The sequence below is a fragment of the Pseudomonas emilianonis genome (genome assembly GCF_023072625.1).
In the GTDB taxonomy this organism is placed as follows: Bacteria; Pseudomonadota; Gammaproteobacteria; order Pseudomonadales; family Pseudomonadaceae; genus Aquipseudomonas; species Aquipseudomonas paraveronii.
Window position 1 is genome coordinate 1 of record NZ_JAKNRV010000077.1, and the last position, 18,261, is coordinate 18,261.

14 protein-coding genes are annotated in these 18,261 nt (G+C 61.8%); 7 read left to right on the forward strand and 7 right to left on the reverse strand.

Annotated features, from left to right (window positions below; genetic code table 11):
• The coding region (nagZ, locus tag L9Z73_RS10905; protein ID WP_247399959.1) for a beta-N-acetylhexosaminidase at positions 1 to 616 on the forward strand (616 nt) is incomplete at its 5' end.
• Positions 617 to 665: 49 nt separating this feature from the next.
• Here nagZ and L9Z73_RS10910 read toward each other — a convergent pair.
• Genes L9Z73_RS10910 through mfd form a run of 3 tightly spaced genes read right to left on the reverse strand, consistent with a single transcriptional unit; the run spans position 666 to position 7,396 of the window.
• Complete coding sequence (locus tag L9Z73_RS10910; protein WP_247399961.1) at positions 666 to 3,359, reverse strand: DEAD/DEAH box helicase; 2,694 nt, start codon at positions 3,357 to 3,359, stop codon at positions 666 to 668.
• Positions 3,360 to 3,368: 9 nt separating this feature from the next.
• Entirely contained in the window at positions 3,369 to 3,935 is a 567-nt protein-coding gene (locus tag L9Z73_RS10915; RefSeq protein ID WP_247399963.1) for a CsiV family protein, read from the reverse strand.
• Positions 3,936 to 3,946: 11 nt separating this feature from the next.
• A complete protein-coding gene (mfd, locus tag L9Z73_RS10920; protein WP_247399964.1) occupies positions 3,947 to 7,396 on the reverse strand; it encodes a transcription-repair coupling factor in 3,450 nt (1,149 codons plus the stop codon).
• Between the two features lie 340 nt (positions 7,397 to 7,736).
• On the opposite strand from mfd, the gene L9Z73_RS10925 reads away from it, so the two are divergent.
• Positions 7,737 to 9,200: a glyceraldehyde-3-phosphate dehydrogenase gene (locus L9Z73_RS10925; protein WP_247399966.1), complete on the forward strand. Its 1,464-nt coding sequence runs from the start codon at positions 7,737 to 7,739 to the stop codon at positions 9,198 to 9,200.
• 204 nt (positions 9,201 to 9,404) lie between these two features.
• On the opposite strand, the gene L9Z73_RS10930 is transcribed toward L9Z73_RS10925, so the two are convergent.
• On the reverse strand, positions 9,405 to 9,938 hold the full coding sequence (locus tag L9Z73_RS10930; RefSeq protein WP_247399968.1) for a chalcone isomerase family protein: 534 nt from the start codon (positions 9,936 to 9,938) through the stop codon (positions 9,405 to 9,407).
• Between the two features lie 64 nt (positions 9,939 to 10,002).
• Between L9Z73_RS10930 and L9Z73_RS10935 the strand changes: the two genes are divergently transcribed.
• Both L9Z73_RS10935 and sthA read left to right on the forward strand, forming a co-directional pair.
• Positions 10,003 to 11,013 (forward strand): FAD:protein FMN transferase, encoded by a 1,011-nt coding sequence (locus L9Z73_RS10935; protein ID WP_247399970.1) that lies wholly within the window; start codon positions 10,003 to 10,005, stop codon positions 11,011 to 11,013.
• A 188-nt stretch (positions 11,014 to 11,201) separates the two neighbouring features.
• On the forward strand, positions 11,202 to 12,596 hold the full coding sequence (sthA, locus tag L9Z73_RS10940; protein WP_247399972.1) for a Si-specific NAD(P)(+) transhydrogenase: 1,395 nt from the start codon (positions 11,202 to 11,204) through the stop codon (positions 12,594 to 12,596).
• Positions 12,597 to 12,638: 42 nt separating this feature from the next.
• On the opposite strand, the gene L9Z73_RS10945 is transcribed toward sthA, so the two are convergent.
• Positions 12,639 to 13,361 carry a glycerophosphodiester phosphodiesterase gene (locus tag L9Z73_RS10945; protein WP_247399974.1) on the reverse strand — a complete coding sequence of 241 codons (723 nt, stop codon included), beginning with the start codon at positions 13,359 to 13,361 and terminating at the stop codon, positions 12,639 to 12,641.
• Between the two features lie 44 nt (positions 13,362 to 13,405).
• A complete protein-coding gene (locus L9Z73_RS10950; protein WP_247399976.1) occupies positions 13,406 to 13,990 on the reverse strand; it encodes a PilZ domain-containing protein in 585 nt (194 codons plus the stop codon).
• Positions 13,991 to 14,084: 94 nt separating this feature from the next.
• Between L9Z73_RS10950 and L9Z73_RS10955 the strand changes: the two genes are divergently transcribed.
• The 3 genes from L9Z73_RS10955 to L9Z73_RS10965 are packed head-to-tail and all read left to right on the forward strand — an operon-like array spanning position 14,085 to position 17,331.
• The gene (locus tag L9Z73_RS10955; RefSeq protein ID WP_247399978.1) at positions 14,085 to 15,335 is read left to right on the forward strand and encodes a lipoprotein-releasing ABC transporter permease subunit; all 1,251 of its coding nucleotides are present in this window, start codon (positions 14,085 to 14,087) and stop codon (positions 15,333 to 15,335) included.
• Between the two features lie 7 nt (positions 15,336 to 15,342).
• On the forward strand, positions 15,343 to 16,026 hold the full coding sequence (lolD, locus tag L9Z73_RS10960; protein ID WP_017477213.1) for a lipoprotein-releasing ABC transporter ATP-binding protein LolD: 684 nt from the start codon (positions 15,343 to 15,345) through the stop codon (positions 16,024 to 16,026).
• A 60-nt stretch (positions 16,027 to 16,086) separates the two neighbouring features.
• Positions 16,087 to 17,331, forward strand: a complete 1,245-nt coding sequence (locus tag L9Z73_RS10965) for a lipoprotein-releasing ABC transporter permease subunit (protein ID WP_247399980.1) — start codon at positions 16,087 to 16,089, stop codon at positions 17,329 to 17,331.
• Positions 17,332 to 17,437: 106 nt separating this feature from the next.
• Here the strand turns inward: L9Z73_RS10965 and L9Z73_RS10970 are convergent.
• Positions 17,438 to 18,261: heavy metal sensor histidine kinase (locus L9Z73_RS10970; RefSeq protein WP_247400034.1), on the reverse strand; the 824-nt coding region annotated here is incomplete at its 5' end.

Here is an 18,261-nt window from a genome sequence, read left to right on the forward strand (position 1 = left end):
CGGCACCCGCTCCTTCGAGGGCGACCCCGAGCGCGCTGCAGTGCTTGCCGGTGCGTTCATCCGCGGCATGAACAGCGCGGGCATGGCCGCCACGGGCAAGCATTTCCCGGGGCACGGTTGGGCTGAGGCGGATTCCCACGTTGCGATTCCCAATGACGAACGCAGCCTGGAACAGATTCGCGCCAATGACTTGGTGCCTTTCGCACGCCTGAGTCAGCAATTGGCGGCGGTGATGCCGGCACACGTCATTTACCCGCAAGTCGACGCCCAGCCTGCCGGTTTTTCGCGCCGCTGGTTGCAGGACATCCTGCGCGGCGAGCTGCAGTTTGACGGGGTGATTTTCAGCGACGACCTGTCCATGGCCGGTGCCCATGTTGTCGGGGATGCGGCCAGCCGTATTGAAGCCGCACTGACGGCAGGTTGCGACATGGGCCTGGTGTGCAATGATCGGGCGGCTGCCGAACTGGCACTGAGTGCGGCCCAGCGCATGAAGGTCATACCCTCGGCGCGGATTGCGCGGATGCGTGGGCAAGCGATTGCGTCGACGGACTATAAGCAAGATCCGCGTTGGCTGGTGGCGCTCGGGGCACTGCGCGAGGCGCAGTTGATTGATTAAGGCGGCGGCGCGCCTATCGCGGGCAGGCCCGCGATAGGCGATCTAACCGTCAGCGCTTTTCTTGTTTATTGGGCAACGGCGCAAACAGCGCCTCGATATCCTCGTTGCCCAACTGCCAATCCCCGGTGGTCCGCCCGTCCAGCACGCCTGCTGCCAGGTCGGACTTTTCCTTCTGCAGGTGCTGGATTTTCTCCTCCACCGTGCCCCGCGCAATCATCTTGTAGACGAATACCGGCTTCTCCTGGCCGATGCGATACGCACGGTCGGTGGCCTGGTTTTCCGTGGCCGGGTTCCACCACGGGTCATAGTGGATCACGGTGTCGGCTTCGGTCAGGTTCAGGCCCACGCCACCCGCCTTCAGGCTGATCAGAAAGATCTGCAGCTTGCCGCTCTGGAAGTCCTTCACCGGCGTGCGCCGATCGCGGGTCTGGCCGGTCAGCAGCGCGTAGGCGACGCCGCGTTTTTTCAGCTCGACTTCAATCAAGCTCAGCATCGAGGTGAACTGGGAAAACAACAGAATCCGGCGACCTTCGGCAAACAGTTCTTCGAGCATCTCCATCAAGCTGTCGAGCTTGCCCGAGCTGCTGCCGCGCGCCGGCAGGGTGGCATCGTTGACCAGGCGCAAGTCGCAGCACACCTGGCGCAACTTGAGCAGCGCTTCAAGAATGATGATCTGGCTGCGCGCCACGCCTTTGCGGGTGATCTCGTCGCGGACTTTTTTGTCCATGGCCAGGCGCATGGTTTCGTACACGTCGCGCTGGGCTTCATTGAGCTCGACCCAGTGGATGATCTCGGTCTTCGGCGGCAATTCCGTCGCCACCTGTTCCTTGGTACGACGCAGCAGGAAGGGTTTGATCCGACCGTTCAGGTGCTGCAGTCGCACATCACTGGCGCGTTTTTCAATGGGTACGCGGTAATCGCGGTTGAAACTTTTTATGTCGCCCAGCCAGCCCGGCAGCAGGAAGTGGAACAGCGACCACAGCTCGCCCAGGTGGTTTTCCAACGGCGTGCCGCTCAGGCACAGGCGCTGCCGTGCGTTGAGCTCACGTGCCGCCTGGGCCGCCTTGCTCGAAGGGTTCTTGATGTACTGCGCTTCGTCGAGGATCAGCACATGCAAGGGCAGGGCGGTGAGCTGCTCGATGTCTTTGGGCAGCAACGCATACGTGGTCAGCAGCAGGTCGTAGTCCTGCAAGTTCGCGAAGTGCTTTTTGCGCGTGGCGCCGTACAGCGCCAGGACCTTGAGTTGCGGCGTGAAGTGCGCGGCTTCGTCAAGCCAGTTGGGAATCAGGCTGGTGGGCATCACCACCATGCACGGGCGGTCCAGGCGCCCGGCGATCTTTTCGCTGAGAATATGCGCCAGGGTCTGTAGGGTTTTGCCCAGGCCCATGTCGTCCGCAAGAATGCCGCCCACATCCAGCTGGCGCAGCGACTGCATCCAGCTCAAACCCTCCAACTGATAGGGGCGCAAGGTCGCGTTCAAGCCCTCGGGCGCGATGCAGGTGAAATCCTTGATGTCGCGCAGGCGCTGGGCGAAGTTGCGGATTTTCTCGCCGCCTTCCCATTGCAGGGGCAGGTCTTCCAGCGGGTTGAGGCGGATCGCGTCGGCTTTGGCCAGGCGCAGCGTGGTGGTGCCGGGTTCCTGCAGGTAAAACTCGCCGAGGGTGGCCAGTACGGGTTTCAAACGGCCGTAGGGCAGTGCCACTTGCAGCGGGCCATGGCCACCGTTGGGCAGGCCGGGGATGTTTACCAGGATCAGTTCGTCATCGCGGCGCCGCGCGAGTTTTTCCGGGTTGAGGATTTCGGTGTGGGAGCGCATCAGGTTCAGCAGGATCGGCAACAGGCTCAGGCGCTCACCGTTGACGATGATCCCCAGTTCCAGATCGAACCAGTCACGCTCCGGCCCCTCGTCGACGGTGGCATACCAGTCGTCCACCGGGCTCAGGTCGAAGCCGAAGTCGTCGTCGATCTGCAACTCCCAACCTTCGGCCCGCAGTGTCGGCGATGCGTTGAGGGTGAAGTTCAGCCAGGCGCTGTCGTTGACCATCTCGAACAGCTCGCCGGCACTTTCCGGCAGCGCTTTGCTCTGGCGCGTGGCGATCTTGAAGCCGAGCAGGCGCAGTTGCTCGCGATAGCGCTGTTCCTGCTCGGGGTGCCGCTTGATCCGCAGGCTCTGGGTTTCCTGGCGGACGATGATGTCGGCGTTCTTTTGCCCGCTGACGTAGTTGCCCAGATAATTGAACGACAGCGCTGCACGGTGCTGGATATAGCGCTGCATCTTGCCGTTGCGCGGCTCGAACGCGCTGAACTCGACACTCGCCAGCCACAAGCGCGGCACGGGCAGCACATCGTCCATCACCACTTGCGGCAACACCACGCGGTTGTCCAGCACGGCCTGGAGTTTTTCCAGCAGTTCGGCGTCCTGGGTCGCCGCCGGGTAGGCCAGGGTTTCCTGGACCTTGAGCAGCACCGCCGCAATGTGTTTGCAGTTGGTGTGTACCGGGCAGGTACAGCGGCTGTCCACCAGGATCAGCGTGCCCTTGGCCGATTCGCGCAACGAGATGGTCTGCCGGTAGACGTTGCTGCCCGAGCCTTCGCAACTGGCGATGATGGTGCTGTCGCCCGACTCGACGATGCGCACGCGGTTTTCCAGGGCATAGCGCCGCCCGCGCTCCAGGCTTTGTTCTTTAAAGCGATTGGCCCACGAAGGGGCCAAGGGCTTGGTCAGCGGCGACGTCAGGGGCATGGCGCTGGATCAGTCCTGAAGGTCGGTGGGCGGTGCGCTGGGCTGCTTGGCGGTCAACGAGGTGATCTTGATCAGCAGCGCCAGGTGGCCGCCATCCAGGTAGTTGAGCTGGTTGTTCTTGGTGCGCACGTCTTTCTGCGCCAGGTGCTCGCTGGCGATGACGCTGCCGTTGGCGTCGAACTGGTTGATCCAGAAGTCGGCGTCAATATCGGTAAAACGGCCCAGTTGCAGGTTCAGCACGCCCTCGATGGGAAACTGGCCGAACTGCTCCTGGCCGTCGGTGATCGCGATCTTTACCGGCTGCTCGCCGAGGTTCTGTTCCCAGGCCTTGTGTGCGAGCACGGTGTAGTTGGCGTCTGCGCGAAGTTTATCGACGATCGTGCCCAGGCGCGGCGGGCTCTTTCTGTCGCCCAGGCGCATGGCACCGGCATCCCAGTCTTCCGGCGCGGCGCGGCTGTTGATCACCGGCTCCATGTTCTGGCGCACCAAAACCATTTCCACTTGGTACAGGCTGTCGGCAAACGCCGAGGGTGCGAGTACCACTAATAACAAGCTCAGAATGCGGAACACGCGCATTGGGGCGTCCTTCAAGCAGATTTCGGGATGAGGCGCTCAAACAGCGCCTCCAAGGTATTGAAACGTTCTTCGGCGCGTTCCATCGGCACCATGAACTTGAACAGCGTAGCCCCTTCGAACTTGTAACGGTTGGGCTGGCCCTGGATCAGCTTGATCAGCACCAGCGGGTCCACTGGCGTCTGCGCTTCGAACTCGATGCGCCCGCCCTGCGGCCCGGCGTCGACCTTCTTGATGCCCAGTTGCTCGGCCTGCAATTTGAGCAGGGTCAGGCGCACCAGGTTCTTGGTCGGTTCCGGCAACAGGCCGAAGCGGTCGATCATCTCTACTTGCAAGTCCTTGAGGCCTTCTTCGTCGGTGGCCGAGGCGATGCGCTTGTACAGGATCAGCCGTGCGTGGACGTCCGGCAGGTAGTCTTCGGGAATCAACGCCGGCAAGCGCAGGTTGATCTCCGGGCCGCCGCCCAGCGGTTGGTCGAGGTTCGGTTGCTCGCCCTTGCGGATGGCTTTCACCGCACGTTCGAGCATTTCCATATACAGGGTGAAGCCCACGGCCTGGATCTGTCCGCTCTGGCCGTCGCCGAGCAGTTCGCCGGCGCCACGGATTTCCAGGTCGTTGGTGGCCAGCACAAAGCCGGCGCCCAGGTCCTGGGTGTTGGCGATGGCTTCCAGGCGTTTTTCCGCGTCGCCGGTGATTTGCTGGCGCGGTGGCGTCAGCAGGTAGGCGTAGGCCTGGTGGTGACTGCGTCCGACGCGGCCGCGCAGTTGATGCAGTTGCGCCAGGCCGAACTTGTCGGCGCGCTCGATGATGATGGTGTTGGCGCTTGGCACGTCGATGCCGGTCTCGATGATGGTCGAGGCGATCAGCACGTTGAAGCGCTTGTGGTAGAAGTCGCTCATCACCTGTTCGAGGTCGCGCTCGCGCATCTGCCCGTGGCCGATCGCGATGCGCGCTTCCGGCACCAGTTCGGCGAGGTCGGCGGCGCATTTCTCGATGGTCTTCACGTCGTTGTGCAGGTAATACACCTGCCCGCCGCGCAGCAATTCACGCAGCAGCGCTTCCTTGACCGTGCTGTTGTTCTGCTCCATCACGAAGGTGCGCACCGACAGGCGCCGCGCCGGCGGGGTGGCGATGATCGACAGGTCGCGCATGCCCGACACCGCCATGTTCAGCGTGCGCGGAATCGGCGTGGCGGTGAGGGTCAGAATGTCGACTTCGCTGCGCAGGGCCTTGAGCTGTTCTTTCTGGCGCACCCCGAAGCGGTGTTCTTCGTCGATGATCACCAGGCCCAGGTTCTTGATCTTCACATCGTCCGACAGCAGCTTGTGCGTACCGATCACGATGTCGATCTTGCCCTCCGCCAGGTCGGCGACGGCGGCATTCACTTCCTTGGCGGACTTGAAGCGGCTCATCACTTCCACGGTCACCGGCCAGTCGGCAAAGCGGTCACGGAAACTGTTGTAGTGCTGCTGGGCGAGTAGGGTGGTCGGCACCAGGATCGCCACTTGCTTGCCGCCATGCACCGCGATGAAGGCTGCGCGCATCGCCACTTCGGTCTTGCCAAAGCCCACGTCGCCGCACACCAGGCGGTCCATCGGCTTGGGCGCGAGCATGTCGGCGCGCACGGCGTCGATGGTGGTTTGCTGGTCCGGGGTTTCTTCGAAGGCGAAGCCGGCGCTGAAGGTGGCGTAGTCGGCTTTCGGGTCGGCGAAGGCGTAACCTTCGCGCGCTGCACGCCGGGCATAAATGTCGAGCAGCTCGGCCGCGACGTCGCGCACCTGTTCGGCGGCCTTGCGCTTGGCTTTCTGCCAGGTCTCGGAACCGAGGCGGTGCAACGGCGCCAGGGCATCGTCGCTGCCGGTGTAGCGGGCGATCAGGTGCAAGTTGGCCACCGGCACATACAGCTTGGCGCCTTCGGCGTACTCCATGGTGAGGAATTCGGCGGCCTGGTTGTCGATTTCCAGGGTTTGCAGGCCGAGGTAGCGGCCGACGCCATGGTCGATATGCACCACTGGCGCGCCTTCGCGCAGCTCGGTGAGGTTCTTGATCACGGCGTCGTTGTTGGCGTCGGCGCGTTTATCGCGGCGACGACGCTGCATCACCCGTTGGCCGAACAGCGGGCTTTCGGCGATCAGTGCCAGGGCCGGATCGTCCAACAGCAGGCCTTCATTCAGCGGCGCGATGGTGATCGCCAGGCGCTCTTTGCTGGCGATGAAGTCCGGCCAACTGTCGACGGTTTTCGGGCGCAGCTTCAGGCGTTCCAGCAACTCCAGCAGCACTTCGCGGCGCCCGGCCGATTCGGCGGTGAACAGCACGCGACCGGGGAAATCGCCGAGGAAGTTGGACAGCGCTTCGAGCGGCTGGCTGGCCTTGGCTTCAATCGCCAGGTTCGGCAGGTTTTGCGCCGGGAAGCGTGCGCGGCCCGTGCCGGCGTCCACATCCTCTTGGCTGGCGACCACGCGCGGCCAGTGTTTCAGGCGGGCGAAGCAGTCTTCCACCGGCAGGAACAGTTCGGCGGGCGGTAATAAAGGCCGGGCCGGATCGACGCGACGCTCTTCATAGCGGTTGCGCACGTCGTTCCAGAAGTTTTCCGCCGCTTGCTCGATGCCCGGCAGCGAGAACACTTGGGTGTCCTGGGGCAGGTAGTCGAACAGGGTGGAGGTTTCGTCAAAGAACAGCGGCAGGTAGTACTCGATACCGGCGGGGGTAATCCCGCTGCTCAAGTCCTGGAAGATCGGGCAGCGCCGGAAGTCCACGTCGAAGCGCTCACGAAAGCGCGCCTTGAAGCGCGTCACCGCGTCTTTTTGCAGCGGGAACTCCCGCGCCGGCAGCAGTTTGACCGACTCGACCTTGTCGATGGAGCGCTGGTTTTCCGGATCGAAGGTGCGCAGGGTCTCGATTTCGTCGTCGAACAGGTCGATGCGGTACGGCAGCTTGCTGCCCATCGGGAACAGGTCGATCAGCGCACCGCGCACTGCGAATTCGCCGTGCTCATATACCGTGTCGACGCAGCGGTAGCCGCTGGCTTCCAAGCGCGTGCGCATTTGCTCCACGTCGAGCTTCTGGCCGATATCCAGCACCAGGCTGCTGCCCAGCAGGAACTTGGTCGGCGCCAGGCGATGCAGCGCCGTGGTGATCGGCACCACCAACACGCCGTGGGCCAGTTCCGGCAGGCGGTACAGGCTGGCGATGCGCTGGGAAATGATGTCCTGGTGCGGCGAGAACAGGTCGTAGGGCAGGGTTTCCCAGTCGGGAAAGTGCAGCACCGGCAAATCGGGGGCGAAGAAGCTCAGCTCCTGCTCCAGCCGTTCGGCGCTTTGGCTGTCGGCGGTAAGCAGCAGGGTAAAGCGCTTGGCTGCGCTGGCAGCCTCGGCGATGGCCAGGCTCAGGGCGGCACCGGGCAAGTTACCCCAGTGCTGTTTACCTGCCGCGGCAGGGAGTAGCGGTAGACGCAGAACGGGCACGGAAGGTTGAGCTCCAAGCGTTGCGACAAAGTCGGTAATTGTAACGGCCCGAGGTGCCGCCTGTCAGTTGCTGACTGAGCCTATTACGGTTTGTGGGAAATGTAGTGGCTAAGACAAACAATGGCGTGTTTTGACTCAATATGTAGTGCTGAAATACACATAGTTTTCGGAGGGTTACGGACAAGTCGTCCCGCCTGCTCCACTAGTGGCCTTCTGGAACCCGCGTATTTACTGGGCTGCAGCGGGGTGGCTTTTTTGGATAAGGGCTTTTTGTTGTGGGACGCGCATTGCTCCTGGGGCGGTCGGGCGGCATAATGTAGCCCCTTTTTTCAGCCCCTACATGTGGAAGGTTCCCGTGACTCAGAAGCCCGACCAGTGTCTTGGTGAATGGATCGACCGTGAAGCACTCGCTGAAGCGATGATCCCGCTTATCGGTCAGCTATACCGCAATAACAATGTGGTGAGCTCGATCTATGGCCGCAGCCTGATCAACCAATCAGTCATCGCGATTCTCAAGGCGCATCGCTTTGCTCGCCATCGTTCTGCCAACGACAGCGAACTCTCCGTCCACGAAACATTCCCTCTGCTCAAAGCCATGAGCGAGCTCAAGCTCGGCGCGGCCTCGGTAGACCTGGGCAAGTTGGCCGCCAAATTCCGCGCTGAAGCCAACGGCCGCTCTGTCGAGCAGTTCGTGCGTGAAGAAATGGCCGACGTGGTGGGCAAGCAGAACGCCTCCGCCCGCAAAGGCACCGACGTTGTGCTTTACGGCTTCGGTCGTATCGGCCGCTTGCTGGCACGCATCCTGATCGGCAAAACCGGTGGCGGCGACGGCTTGCGCCTGCGCGCCATCGTGGTGCGCAAAGGCGCCGAGAACGACCTGGCCAAGCGCGCGAGCCTCTTGCGTCGCGACTCGGTACACGGTCCGTTCAACGGCACCATCGTCATCGACGAAGAAAACAACACCATCACCGCCAACGGTAACCTGATCCAGGTGATCTACGCGAAGAACCCGACTGAGGTGGATTACACCCAGTACGGCATCAAGGACGCCCTGCTGGTGGATAACACCGGCGTATGGCGCGATGCCGAAGGCCTGGGCCAGCACCTGACCTGCCCGGGTATTGCCCGCGTTGTCCTGACTGCGCCTGGTAAAGGCAAGCTGAAGAACATCGTTCACGGCATCAACCACGCGGAAATCACCGCTGACGACAAGATCGTGTCCGCCGCTTCCTGCACCACCAATGCCATCGTGCCGGTGCTGAAGGCCGTCAATGACAAGTTCGGCATCGTCAACGGCCACGTCGAGACCGTTCACTCGTACACCAACGACCAGAACCTGATCGACAACTTCCACAAGGGCGATCGCCGTGGCCGCAGCGCCGCGTTGAACATGGTGATCACCGAGACCGGTGCCGCCACCGCTGCCGCCAAGGCCCTGCCTGAGCTGGCCGGCAAGCTGACCGGTAACGCGATCCGCGTGCCGACGCCTAACGTATCGATGGCGATTCTCAACCTGAACCTTGAGAAAGCCGCTACCCGTGAAGAGATGAACGAGTACCTGCGCTACATGGCGCTGCACTCCGATCTGCATAAGCAAATCGACTTCGTCAACTCGCAGGAAGTGGTTTCCACCGACTTCGTTGGCTCGCGCCACGCCGGCGTGGTGGACGCGGAAGCGACCATTTCCCAGGACAACCGTGTTGTGCTGTACGTGTGGTACGACAACGAGTTCGGCTACAGCTGCCAGGTCGTTCGCGTGATGGAAGACATGGCCGGGGTCAACCCGCCTGCATTCCCGCGCTAAGCGTTCAGGTTGAATGAAAAAGCCCCGACTGGTTCGGGGCTTTTTTCTGGCTGGGATTTATGTTGTTTGCACCGGCTTCATCGCGGGCAAGCCCGCTCCCACAGGGGCGTGCAGTGCGTCAGGCGGTACGCCGTCAAATGTGGGAGCGGGCTTGCCCGCGATAGCGGTGGATCAGTCGCAGCCTTTGCCGCGGCCCCGACACCATCAATTCAGCAACTCGTTACGCAAACGATCGGACAGCCCTTTCGGCGCCAACCAGATGCCCAGGTACGCCCTCGCCAGTTCCTCATCGCGACTGCTGAACACCACCTGGCCATTGATTTCCAGATTCAGGCCGCGTCCTGGACGAAAATCCAGGGCGTAGCGGTCACCGCTGCGGATGTTGCGAAAACGCCCATGCAGTTGCGCAAGTTCTGGTTTCAGGCGGGCGCTGGTCTGCTGGCGTTCAAGGGTGGCGTTCGCGGCTTTAATCACATCGTTGCGGTCGATATCGCGAAAGTAATACAGCACCAGGCGCAGGTCTTTTTGCCGATCCCAGGACTGCTTTGCGCTGATCTCGGCCGGGGCATACAGCGCCGCGGCATACACATCCGCCCAGAGGTAAGTCAGCAGCGCCTGGTTTTTCAGTACCAACTGCTCGGACTGCGCCGGAAAGTTCGCCTGGGTGAGACGATCCGCCTCATTGGCGAACGCCGGGATCGAGAACATCAGCCATAAACAGATAACTGCATGCCGCATAATGGTGGGTCCTGCAAAGGTGTGTGCCTACAGGGTAATTCAATTTTCGACGGCGATTAAGTTTATGGGCAGGCTGCGACAGATAGCGATGGTGTGCGGTTTTGCGGCGCTGGCCGGCTGTGGCGGCGATACGTTGGAGCAGTTTGGTGGCCCTACCATGGGCAGCACCTATTCGATTCAGTATGTCAGAAGCTCGACGGCACCCGCGCCGAAAGAGCTCCAGCGCCAGGTGGAAAGTATCCTGGGCGACGTCGACCGACAGATGTCGACCTACCGCAGCGACTCCGATATCGAGCGTTTCAACAATCTGCCGGCCAACAGTTGCCAGCCGATGCCGGCGCCGGTTCTGCAACTGGTGCGTACCGGCGAGCAACTGTCCGAGGCCAGCGCGGGTGCGTTTGACCTGACGGTGGAACCGCTGCTGAACCTGTGGGGGTTCGGGCCCCAGGCCCGGCAGCTCAGGGTGCCGGACGTCGCGACGCTGGCGCAGGTGCGTCAGCGGGTCGGTCACCAGCATCTGCGTATCGACGGCGAGCAACTGTGCAAGGACGCCGCCGTCGAAGTCGATTTCAACAGCATTGCCGCCGGTTACGCGGTGGATCGCATCGCCGAACTGTTGAGCGGCCTGGGTATTCATCACTACCTCGCCGAAGCCACCGGCGAACTCAAGGCTGCCGGTCACAAACCTGACGGCTCGCCCTGGCGCGTGGCGTTGGAAGAACCCCGTGACGATCAACGGGTCGCCGAAAGAGTCATCAACGTCGACGGCTTTGGTGTGTCCACGTCTGGTGACTATCGTAATTATTTCCAGCAGGATGGTCGGCGCTATTCCCACACCCTGGATGCGCGGACCGGCGCGCCGATTACCCATCAACTGGCATCGGTGACGGTGTTGCATCCGTCGGCGCTGATGGCCGATGGGGTGTCGACGTTGCTGTTGATCCTTGGGCCGGAGCAAGGCTGGGATTACGCTGAGCAGCACCAGATCGCTGCGTTTTTTGTGCTTCGCGAGGGCGATGCTTTCGTCACGCGCAGTAATCAGGCGTTCGAGCAACTGACTGCGGTGAAACCGTAATCCGCGCCATGTAGTAAAGGCAAAACTGGCCTACGACGCGACCAAGGGTTAATGTGCGCGGCATTGAGCCTTATATAGACTGTGCCCCGGTTCACACACTTGAGCCAAATTGTCCTTCATGACCGCTGGCCGCGGCATGATTTAGCCAGGCGTCCAACCGTGGGCCTGGCCTGTTCTGAGGAGTATGCATGGCTGTCTACAACTACGACGTGGTAGTACTGGGTTCCGGCCCGGCTGGAGAAGGTGCGGCGATGAACGCCGCGAAGGCAGGGCGCAAGGTGGCGATGGTCGATAGCCGTCGTCAGGTCGGCGGTAACTGCACCCACCTGGGTACCATCCCGTCCAAGGCCTTGCGTCACTCAGTGCGCCAGATCATGCAGTTCAACACCAACCCGATGTTCCGGGCCATTGGCGAGCCGCGTTGGTTTTCGTTCCCGGATGTGCTGAAAAGCGCGGAAAAAGTCATCTCCAAACAGGTGGCGTCGCGGACCGGCTATTACGCCCGTAACCGTGTCGACCTGTTCTTCGGCACCGGCAGCTTCGCCGACGAGCAAACCATCGAAGTGGTCTGCCCCAACGGTGTGGTCGAGAAGCTGGTGGCCAAGCACATCATCATCGCCACCGGGTCGCGCCCGTATCGCCCGGTGGATCTCGATTTCCACCACCCGCGTATCTACGATAGCGACACCATCCTCAGCCTGGGCCACACCCCGCGCAAACTGATCATCTATGGCGCCGGCGTGATCGGCTGCGAATACGCCTCGATCTTCAGCGGTCTGGGTGTGCTGGTAGAGCTGGTGGACAATCGCGAGCAGTTGCTGAGTTTCCTCGACTCGGAAATTTCCCAGGCGTTGAGTTACCACTTCAGCAACAACAACATCACTGTGCGCCACAACGAAGAGTACGAGCGGGTCGAAGGTCTGGACAACGGTGTGATCCTGCACCTCAAGTCCGGCAAGAAGATCAAGGCCGACGCCTTGCTGTGGTGCAACGGCCGTACCGGTAACACCGACAAGCTGGGCATGGAAAATGTCGGGGTCAAGGTCAACAGCCGTGGCCAGATCGAAGTGGACGAGAACTATCGTACCTGTGTGCCGAATATCTACGGTGCCGGTGACGTGATCGGCTGGCCAAGCCTGGCCAGTGCCGCTCATGACCAGGGCCGTTCGGCCGCTGGGAGCATTGTCGACAATGGCAGCTGGCGCTATGTGAATGACGTGCCGACCGGTATCTATACGATTCCGGAGATCAGCTCGATCGGTAAGAACGAACACGAACTGACCAAGGCCAAGGTGCCTTACGAAGTGGGCAAGGCGTTCTTCAAGAGCATGGCGCGTGCGCAGATCGCCGGTGAGCCGCAAGGCATGCTGAAGATTCTGTTCCACCGTGAAACCCTGGAAGTCCTCGGCGTGCATTGCTTCGGTTACCAGGCCTCGGAGATCGTACACATCGGCCAGGCCATCATGAACCAGCCGGGCGAGCAAAATACCCTCAAGTATTTCGTCAACACCACGTTCAACTACCCGACCATGGCCGAAGCCTATCGCGTAGCGGCCTACGACGGCCTCAACCGGCTTTTTTGAGCGGCTCCGGCCGGTGGCCTGAGCCGGCCGGGGAGACCGATTTCAGTAATTCTCGAGGGTGGCAGTGGCCAAACCGGGAAAGTCTGTAATCAGGCTATCTACGCCGAAGTCGGCGAGCCTGCGCATCAGCGCAGGTTCGTTGACTGTCCACACCGACACGTGCAATCCCTGGCGCTGGGCTTTTTCCAGACGTTCAGGGGTACACAGCGTCCAGTTCAACGCCAGATACTCACAGCCGTAGTTTTGCGCGACCTTCAGCGGGTCGAGCCAGGCGTATTCGGCTACCAGCCCGCGCGACAGGTCCGGGGTGAGTTCCACGGCCGCTTTCAACACTTCCCGTGAGCTTGAGGTCACCGTGACCTTGTCCATGATGCCGAAACGCACGGCCATTTCTCGAATCGCCAGCACGGTGGTCGCGGCGCGGGTGCGCGAGGCGCTTTTGACTTCCAGTTGCCAGTGATCGAAGTCGCACTTTTCGAACAGCTCTTCCAGGCGCGGGATCGGGCAGGGGTTGACCCAGCCAGGGCCGCCTTTGCGTGCGTCCATCTTCATCAGGTCCGCTGCCGAATACTCGACGACTTTGCCGCGCCGGTCGGCGGTGCGCTTGAGGGTCGGGTCGTGGATGACCATCAGTTCGCCGTCCATGGACAGGTGCAAATCCAGTTCGCAACGGCGTACACCGTGCTTGAGGCACTGCTGGAAGCTGGTCAGGGTGTTTTCCGGTGCTTCGCCTTTGGCACCGCGGTGGCCGTAGATCAGGGTCACAGTTGCTCCTTTACGCCAGGTCGTCTGGCGGGGTGAATACGAATTCAGGTGTCTTGGTCGTCGCTCTGTTCCCGCGCCAGACGCCGTTCCTGCGCCTGTTTCTGCAGGATGTAGCGCGCCAGCAATTGGCGTTGGGCGTCGGTCATGGATTCGAATTCCGTGCCGATGGCAAACGCGGCGCCCTTGGCATCGCAATGGGTGACCCGGGCCCGCAGCAACAGGCCCAGCGCCTGGGGCATCAGCACCAGCTTGACCGCCAGGTGGGCACCGAGTGCCAGGGCGGTAGGGTGCTGGAAGTCGATGCCACCTTCGGAAATGATCACCGGCTGCGGGGCGCCGACTTCATCCAGCAGGCCGCGCGCCATGATCTGGCTGAGCAGGTCCAGGCGTTTGTTCTGGACTCTGAGGAGGGCGGCCAGGCTGCGATCTTTCTCGCTGAGCTGGCGCAACAGGTGCTGGGCTTCGAATTCGCTCAGGTGCAGTTCACTGAGCAGGTTGAACAGCGGCGAATCATCCAGTAGCACTTCCTTGCTCGCCGCTTCGGGGGCGGACAGGCTTTTGATTTGAAGTGCGATCATGTCGTCGATACGGTAGTATTCGCGGCGTTCTTCTTCATCTAATGTCGACATGGCGAACCCAAGGTAGCGGTAATGGTCTGAGTGTAAAGCTGCTTACCAGACCCCGCCACCGGGACGTCTTCTTTTCCTCCGAACAAGCCCCGACATGTTCAGACCTCTCTTCGTATTTATTGGCACGCGTTATACCCGTGCAAAGCGTCGCAATCATTTTGTGTCGTTCATTTCCTTGACCTCGATGATCGGTCTCGCCCTTGGCGTGGTCGTGATGATCGTGGTGCTGTCGGTGATGAACGGCTTCGATCATGAGATGCGCACCCGCGTGCTGGGCATGGTGCCCCACGCGACCATCGAGTCGGGTGAACCGATCAGCGACTGGCAAAGCCTGGCCGACAAGGTCAAGCAGAACCCCAAGGTCGTGGCCGTGGCACCGTTCACCCAGATGCAAGGGCTGCTGACGCATGATGGCAAGGTGCAGAAAATCCTGCTCAACGCCATCGACCCGGTTCAGGAGCGCAACGTCTCGATCATCGACAAGTTCATGCTGCAGGGCAAACTCGACGATCTGGCGCCCGGCAGCTTTGGCATCGTGATCGGCGACAAAGCCGCGGCCAAGCTCGGCGTGGGCATCGGCGACAAGCTGACCTTCGTCGCCCCGGAAGTCACCGTGACCCCGGCCGGCATGTTCCCGCGCATGAAACGCTTTACCGTGGTTGGCACCTTCCACGTCGGCGCCGGCGAGATCGACGGCTACCTTGGCCTGACCAACCTCACCGACCTCGCGCGCCTGCATCGCTGGAAGCCGGACCAGGTGCAGGGCCTGCGCCTGAAGTTCAACGACTTGTTCGACGCCCCGCGCGGCGCCTGGGAAATCGCCCAGCACCTGGGTGAAAGCCAGTTCTACGCCCGCGACTGGACCCGTACCCACGGCAACCTGTACCAGGCCATCCGCATGGAAAAAGCCATGATCGGCCTGCTGTTGCTGCTGATCGTCGCGGTGGCGGCCTTCAATATCATTTCCACACTGGTGATGGTGGTGAACGACAAGAAGGGTGACATCGCCATCCTGCGCACCCTGGGGGCCACGCCGGGGCAGATCATGGCGATCTTCATGGTGCAGGGTACGGTGATCGGCGTGGTCGGCACCTTGATCGGCACCGCAGTGGGCATTCTGGCTGCGCTCAATGTCAGCGCGGCCATCGCTGGCCTCGAAACCCTGATCGGCCACAAGTTTCTCAATGCCGACGTCTACTTCATCGACTACTTGCCGTCCCAGGTTCAGGCCCAGGACGTGCTGATGGTGGGCGGCGCCGCGTTGGTCCTGAGTTTCCTTGCCACCCTGTATCCAGCCTGGCGCGCGGCACGTACCCAGCCAGCACAGGCCTTACGTTATGAGTGAATCGGGCATGAGTGAAAAAGCAATCCTGAGCTGCCGCAACCTGGGCAAATCCTACGAGGAAGGCCCGGAATCGGTAGTGGTGTTGTCCAACCTGCAACTTGAGCTGCACCCCGGCGAGCGCGTGGCGATCGTCGGCAGTTCCGGTTCCGGCAAAAGTACCTTGCTCAACCTGTTGGGCGGCCTCGATACGCCGTCCCAGGGCAGCGTGTGGCTGGCGGGCGAAGAGCTGTCGGCCCTCGGTGAAAAGGCGCGTGGCCAACTGCGTAACCGTTCGTTGGGCTTCGTGTACCAGTTCCACCACCTGTTGCCGGAGTTCACTGCTCTGGAAAACGTGTGCATGCCGCTGCTGATCGGCAAGACCGCGATTCCGGAGGCGCGCCAGCGTGCCAAGGCTTTGCTGGAGCGCGTCGGCCTCGGTCACCGCCTGGAGCACAAACCGGCCGAATTGTCCGGCGGTGAACGCCAGCGTGTGGCAATTGCCCGCGCGCTGGTGAACAACCCGGGCCTGGTGATGCTCGACGAGCCGACCGGCAACCTCGACTCCCACACTGCCCAGGGCATCAAGGACTTGATGCTGGAACTGAGCACCCAGATGCGCACCGCGTTCCTGGTGGTGACCCATGACATGAGCATGGCCCGGCAGATGGACCGCGTATTGCACCTGCAGGAAGGTCATCTGGTCGCCATCTGACCTGTTTCAAGCCCGGGGCATGACGCCGGGCTTTTTCATTTTTTCAGGCGGTGCACGCGAATGTTCAGACCGTTATCGATTTTCATCGGCATGCGCTATACCCGCGCCAAGCGCCGCAACCGTTTTGTTTCGTTTATCTCGATGACCTCGATGATCGGCCTCGCCTTGGGCGTGCTGGCGATGATCGTGGTGTTGTCGGTGATGAATGGCTTTCAACGCGAAATGAGCTCGCGCATCCTCGGCATGGTGCCTCACGCCACCATCGTCGGCGTGAACCCGATCGACGATTGGCAGCCGGTAGCCGCCGCCGCGATGAAGAATCCCGAAGTGACCGCAGCAGTACCGTTCACGCAGATGGACGGCATGTTCTCCTACAAGGGCGCGATGCAGCCGATCGAGATCAGCGGCGTCGACCCGGCCCAGGAAGGCAAGGTGTCGATCGTGGCCCAGCATATCGTCCAGGGCAAACTCGAAGACTTGAAGCCCGGCGAGTTCGGTGTGGTGGTCGGCGAAATCACCGCACGGCGCTTTCGCCTGAACGTGGGCGACAAGCTGACCCTGATCGTCCCGGAAATCAGCAGCGCGCCGGGTGGCATCACCCCGCGTATGCAGCGATTGAACGTGGTCGGTATCTTCAAGGTCGGCGCCGAGCTGGACGGCTCCATGGCGTTGATCCATATGGCCGACGCCGCAGAAATTCAGCATTGGCAGCCGAACCAGGTGCAGAGCGTGCGCCTGGCGGTGAAGGACTTGTATGCGGCGCCCAAGGTCTCGGCGGACATCGCCGCCAGCCTCGGTGCGGCCTACAAGGCGGATGACTGGACCCACACCCAGGGCAGCCTGTTCAGCGCGATGAAGATGGAAAAAACCATGATCGGCCTGCTGTTGCTGATGATCGTCGCGGTAGCGGCGTTCAACATCATCGCCACGCTGATCATGGTGGTGAACGACAAGGGCGCGGACATCGCGATCCTGCGTACCATCGGCGCCACGCCACGGCAGATCATGGCGATCTTCATGGTGCAGGGCACGGTGATCGGTATCGTCGGCACCCTGATCGGCGGCGTGCTGGGGGTGATTGCGGCGCTGAACGTCAGTGAACTGGTGGGGTGGCTGGAGCGGGTGAGCGGGCAGCATATCTTCAGTTCGGACGTGTATTTCGTCAGCAACCTGCCCTCGCAATTGCAGGGTGGGGATGTGCTGCTGATTTGCTCGGCCGGGTTTGTGTTGAGCTTTTTGGCGACGATTTACCCGGCGTATCGGGCGGCGAAGATTGAGCCGGCGCATGCCCTCAGGTATTCGTAGGATTTAAGACTGCTATCGGGAGCAAGCCCCCTTGCACATTTTGAAGGTGTTCACAGATCAAAATGTGGGAGGGGGCTTGCCCCCGATAGCGTCGGCACAGCTTGCATCAAACTCCCCGTGGCAACTCGATCACAAACCGCGTCCACCCCGGCTCAGACTCGCAATAAATCCGCCCCCCATGCGCCCGCACAATCGACTGGGTAATCGCCAGCCCCAGCCCCGCATGCTCACTGCTGCCTTCATGGCGCGCCGGGTCGGCCCGGTAGAAGCGGTCGAACAACCGCGGTAACACGTCCGCCGGGATGCCTTCCCCGCTGTTCTCCACCGTCAGCGTCACGCCGTGTGCGCCTTCCGTCAGATGCACCCGCACCTCGCCGCCCGTCGGAGTAAAGCGCAGCGCGTTATCCAACAGATTCGACAATGCCCGGCGCAACATGCCGCGATCGCCGGTGGTGTGGGCCATACCCTCGCGCACCAGGCTGACGTGCGCGTCTTCCGCCAGCAAGACGAAGAACTCCAGCAGCGCGTCCACTTCATCCGCCAGCTTCAACGGTTCGCGCGTGGGCGCCAGCAGGCCGTGATCGGCCTTGGCCAGGTACAACATGTCGTTCACCAGTTGCGCCATCCATTGCAGCTCTTCCAGGTTGCTGTGCAGCGCCTCGCGGTAATCCTCCAGCGGGCGCGGCTGGGTGAGGATGACTTGGGTGTGGGTCAACAGGTTCGACAGGGGCGTGCGCAGTTCGTGGGCGATATCGGCGGAGAACGCCGAGAGGCGCTGGAATGCGTCGTCCAGTCGGCCCAGCATGGCGTTGAAGGCTTGGGCCAGTTCCGCCAGTTCCACCGGCATACCCTGCTCGGGCAAACGCTGGGTCAGGGAATGGGCCGACACGCCGGCCGCCACTTCGCCCATGCGCCGCAACGGTCGCAGCC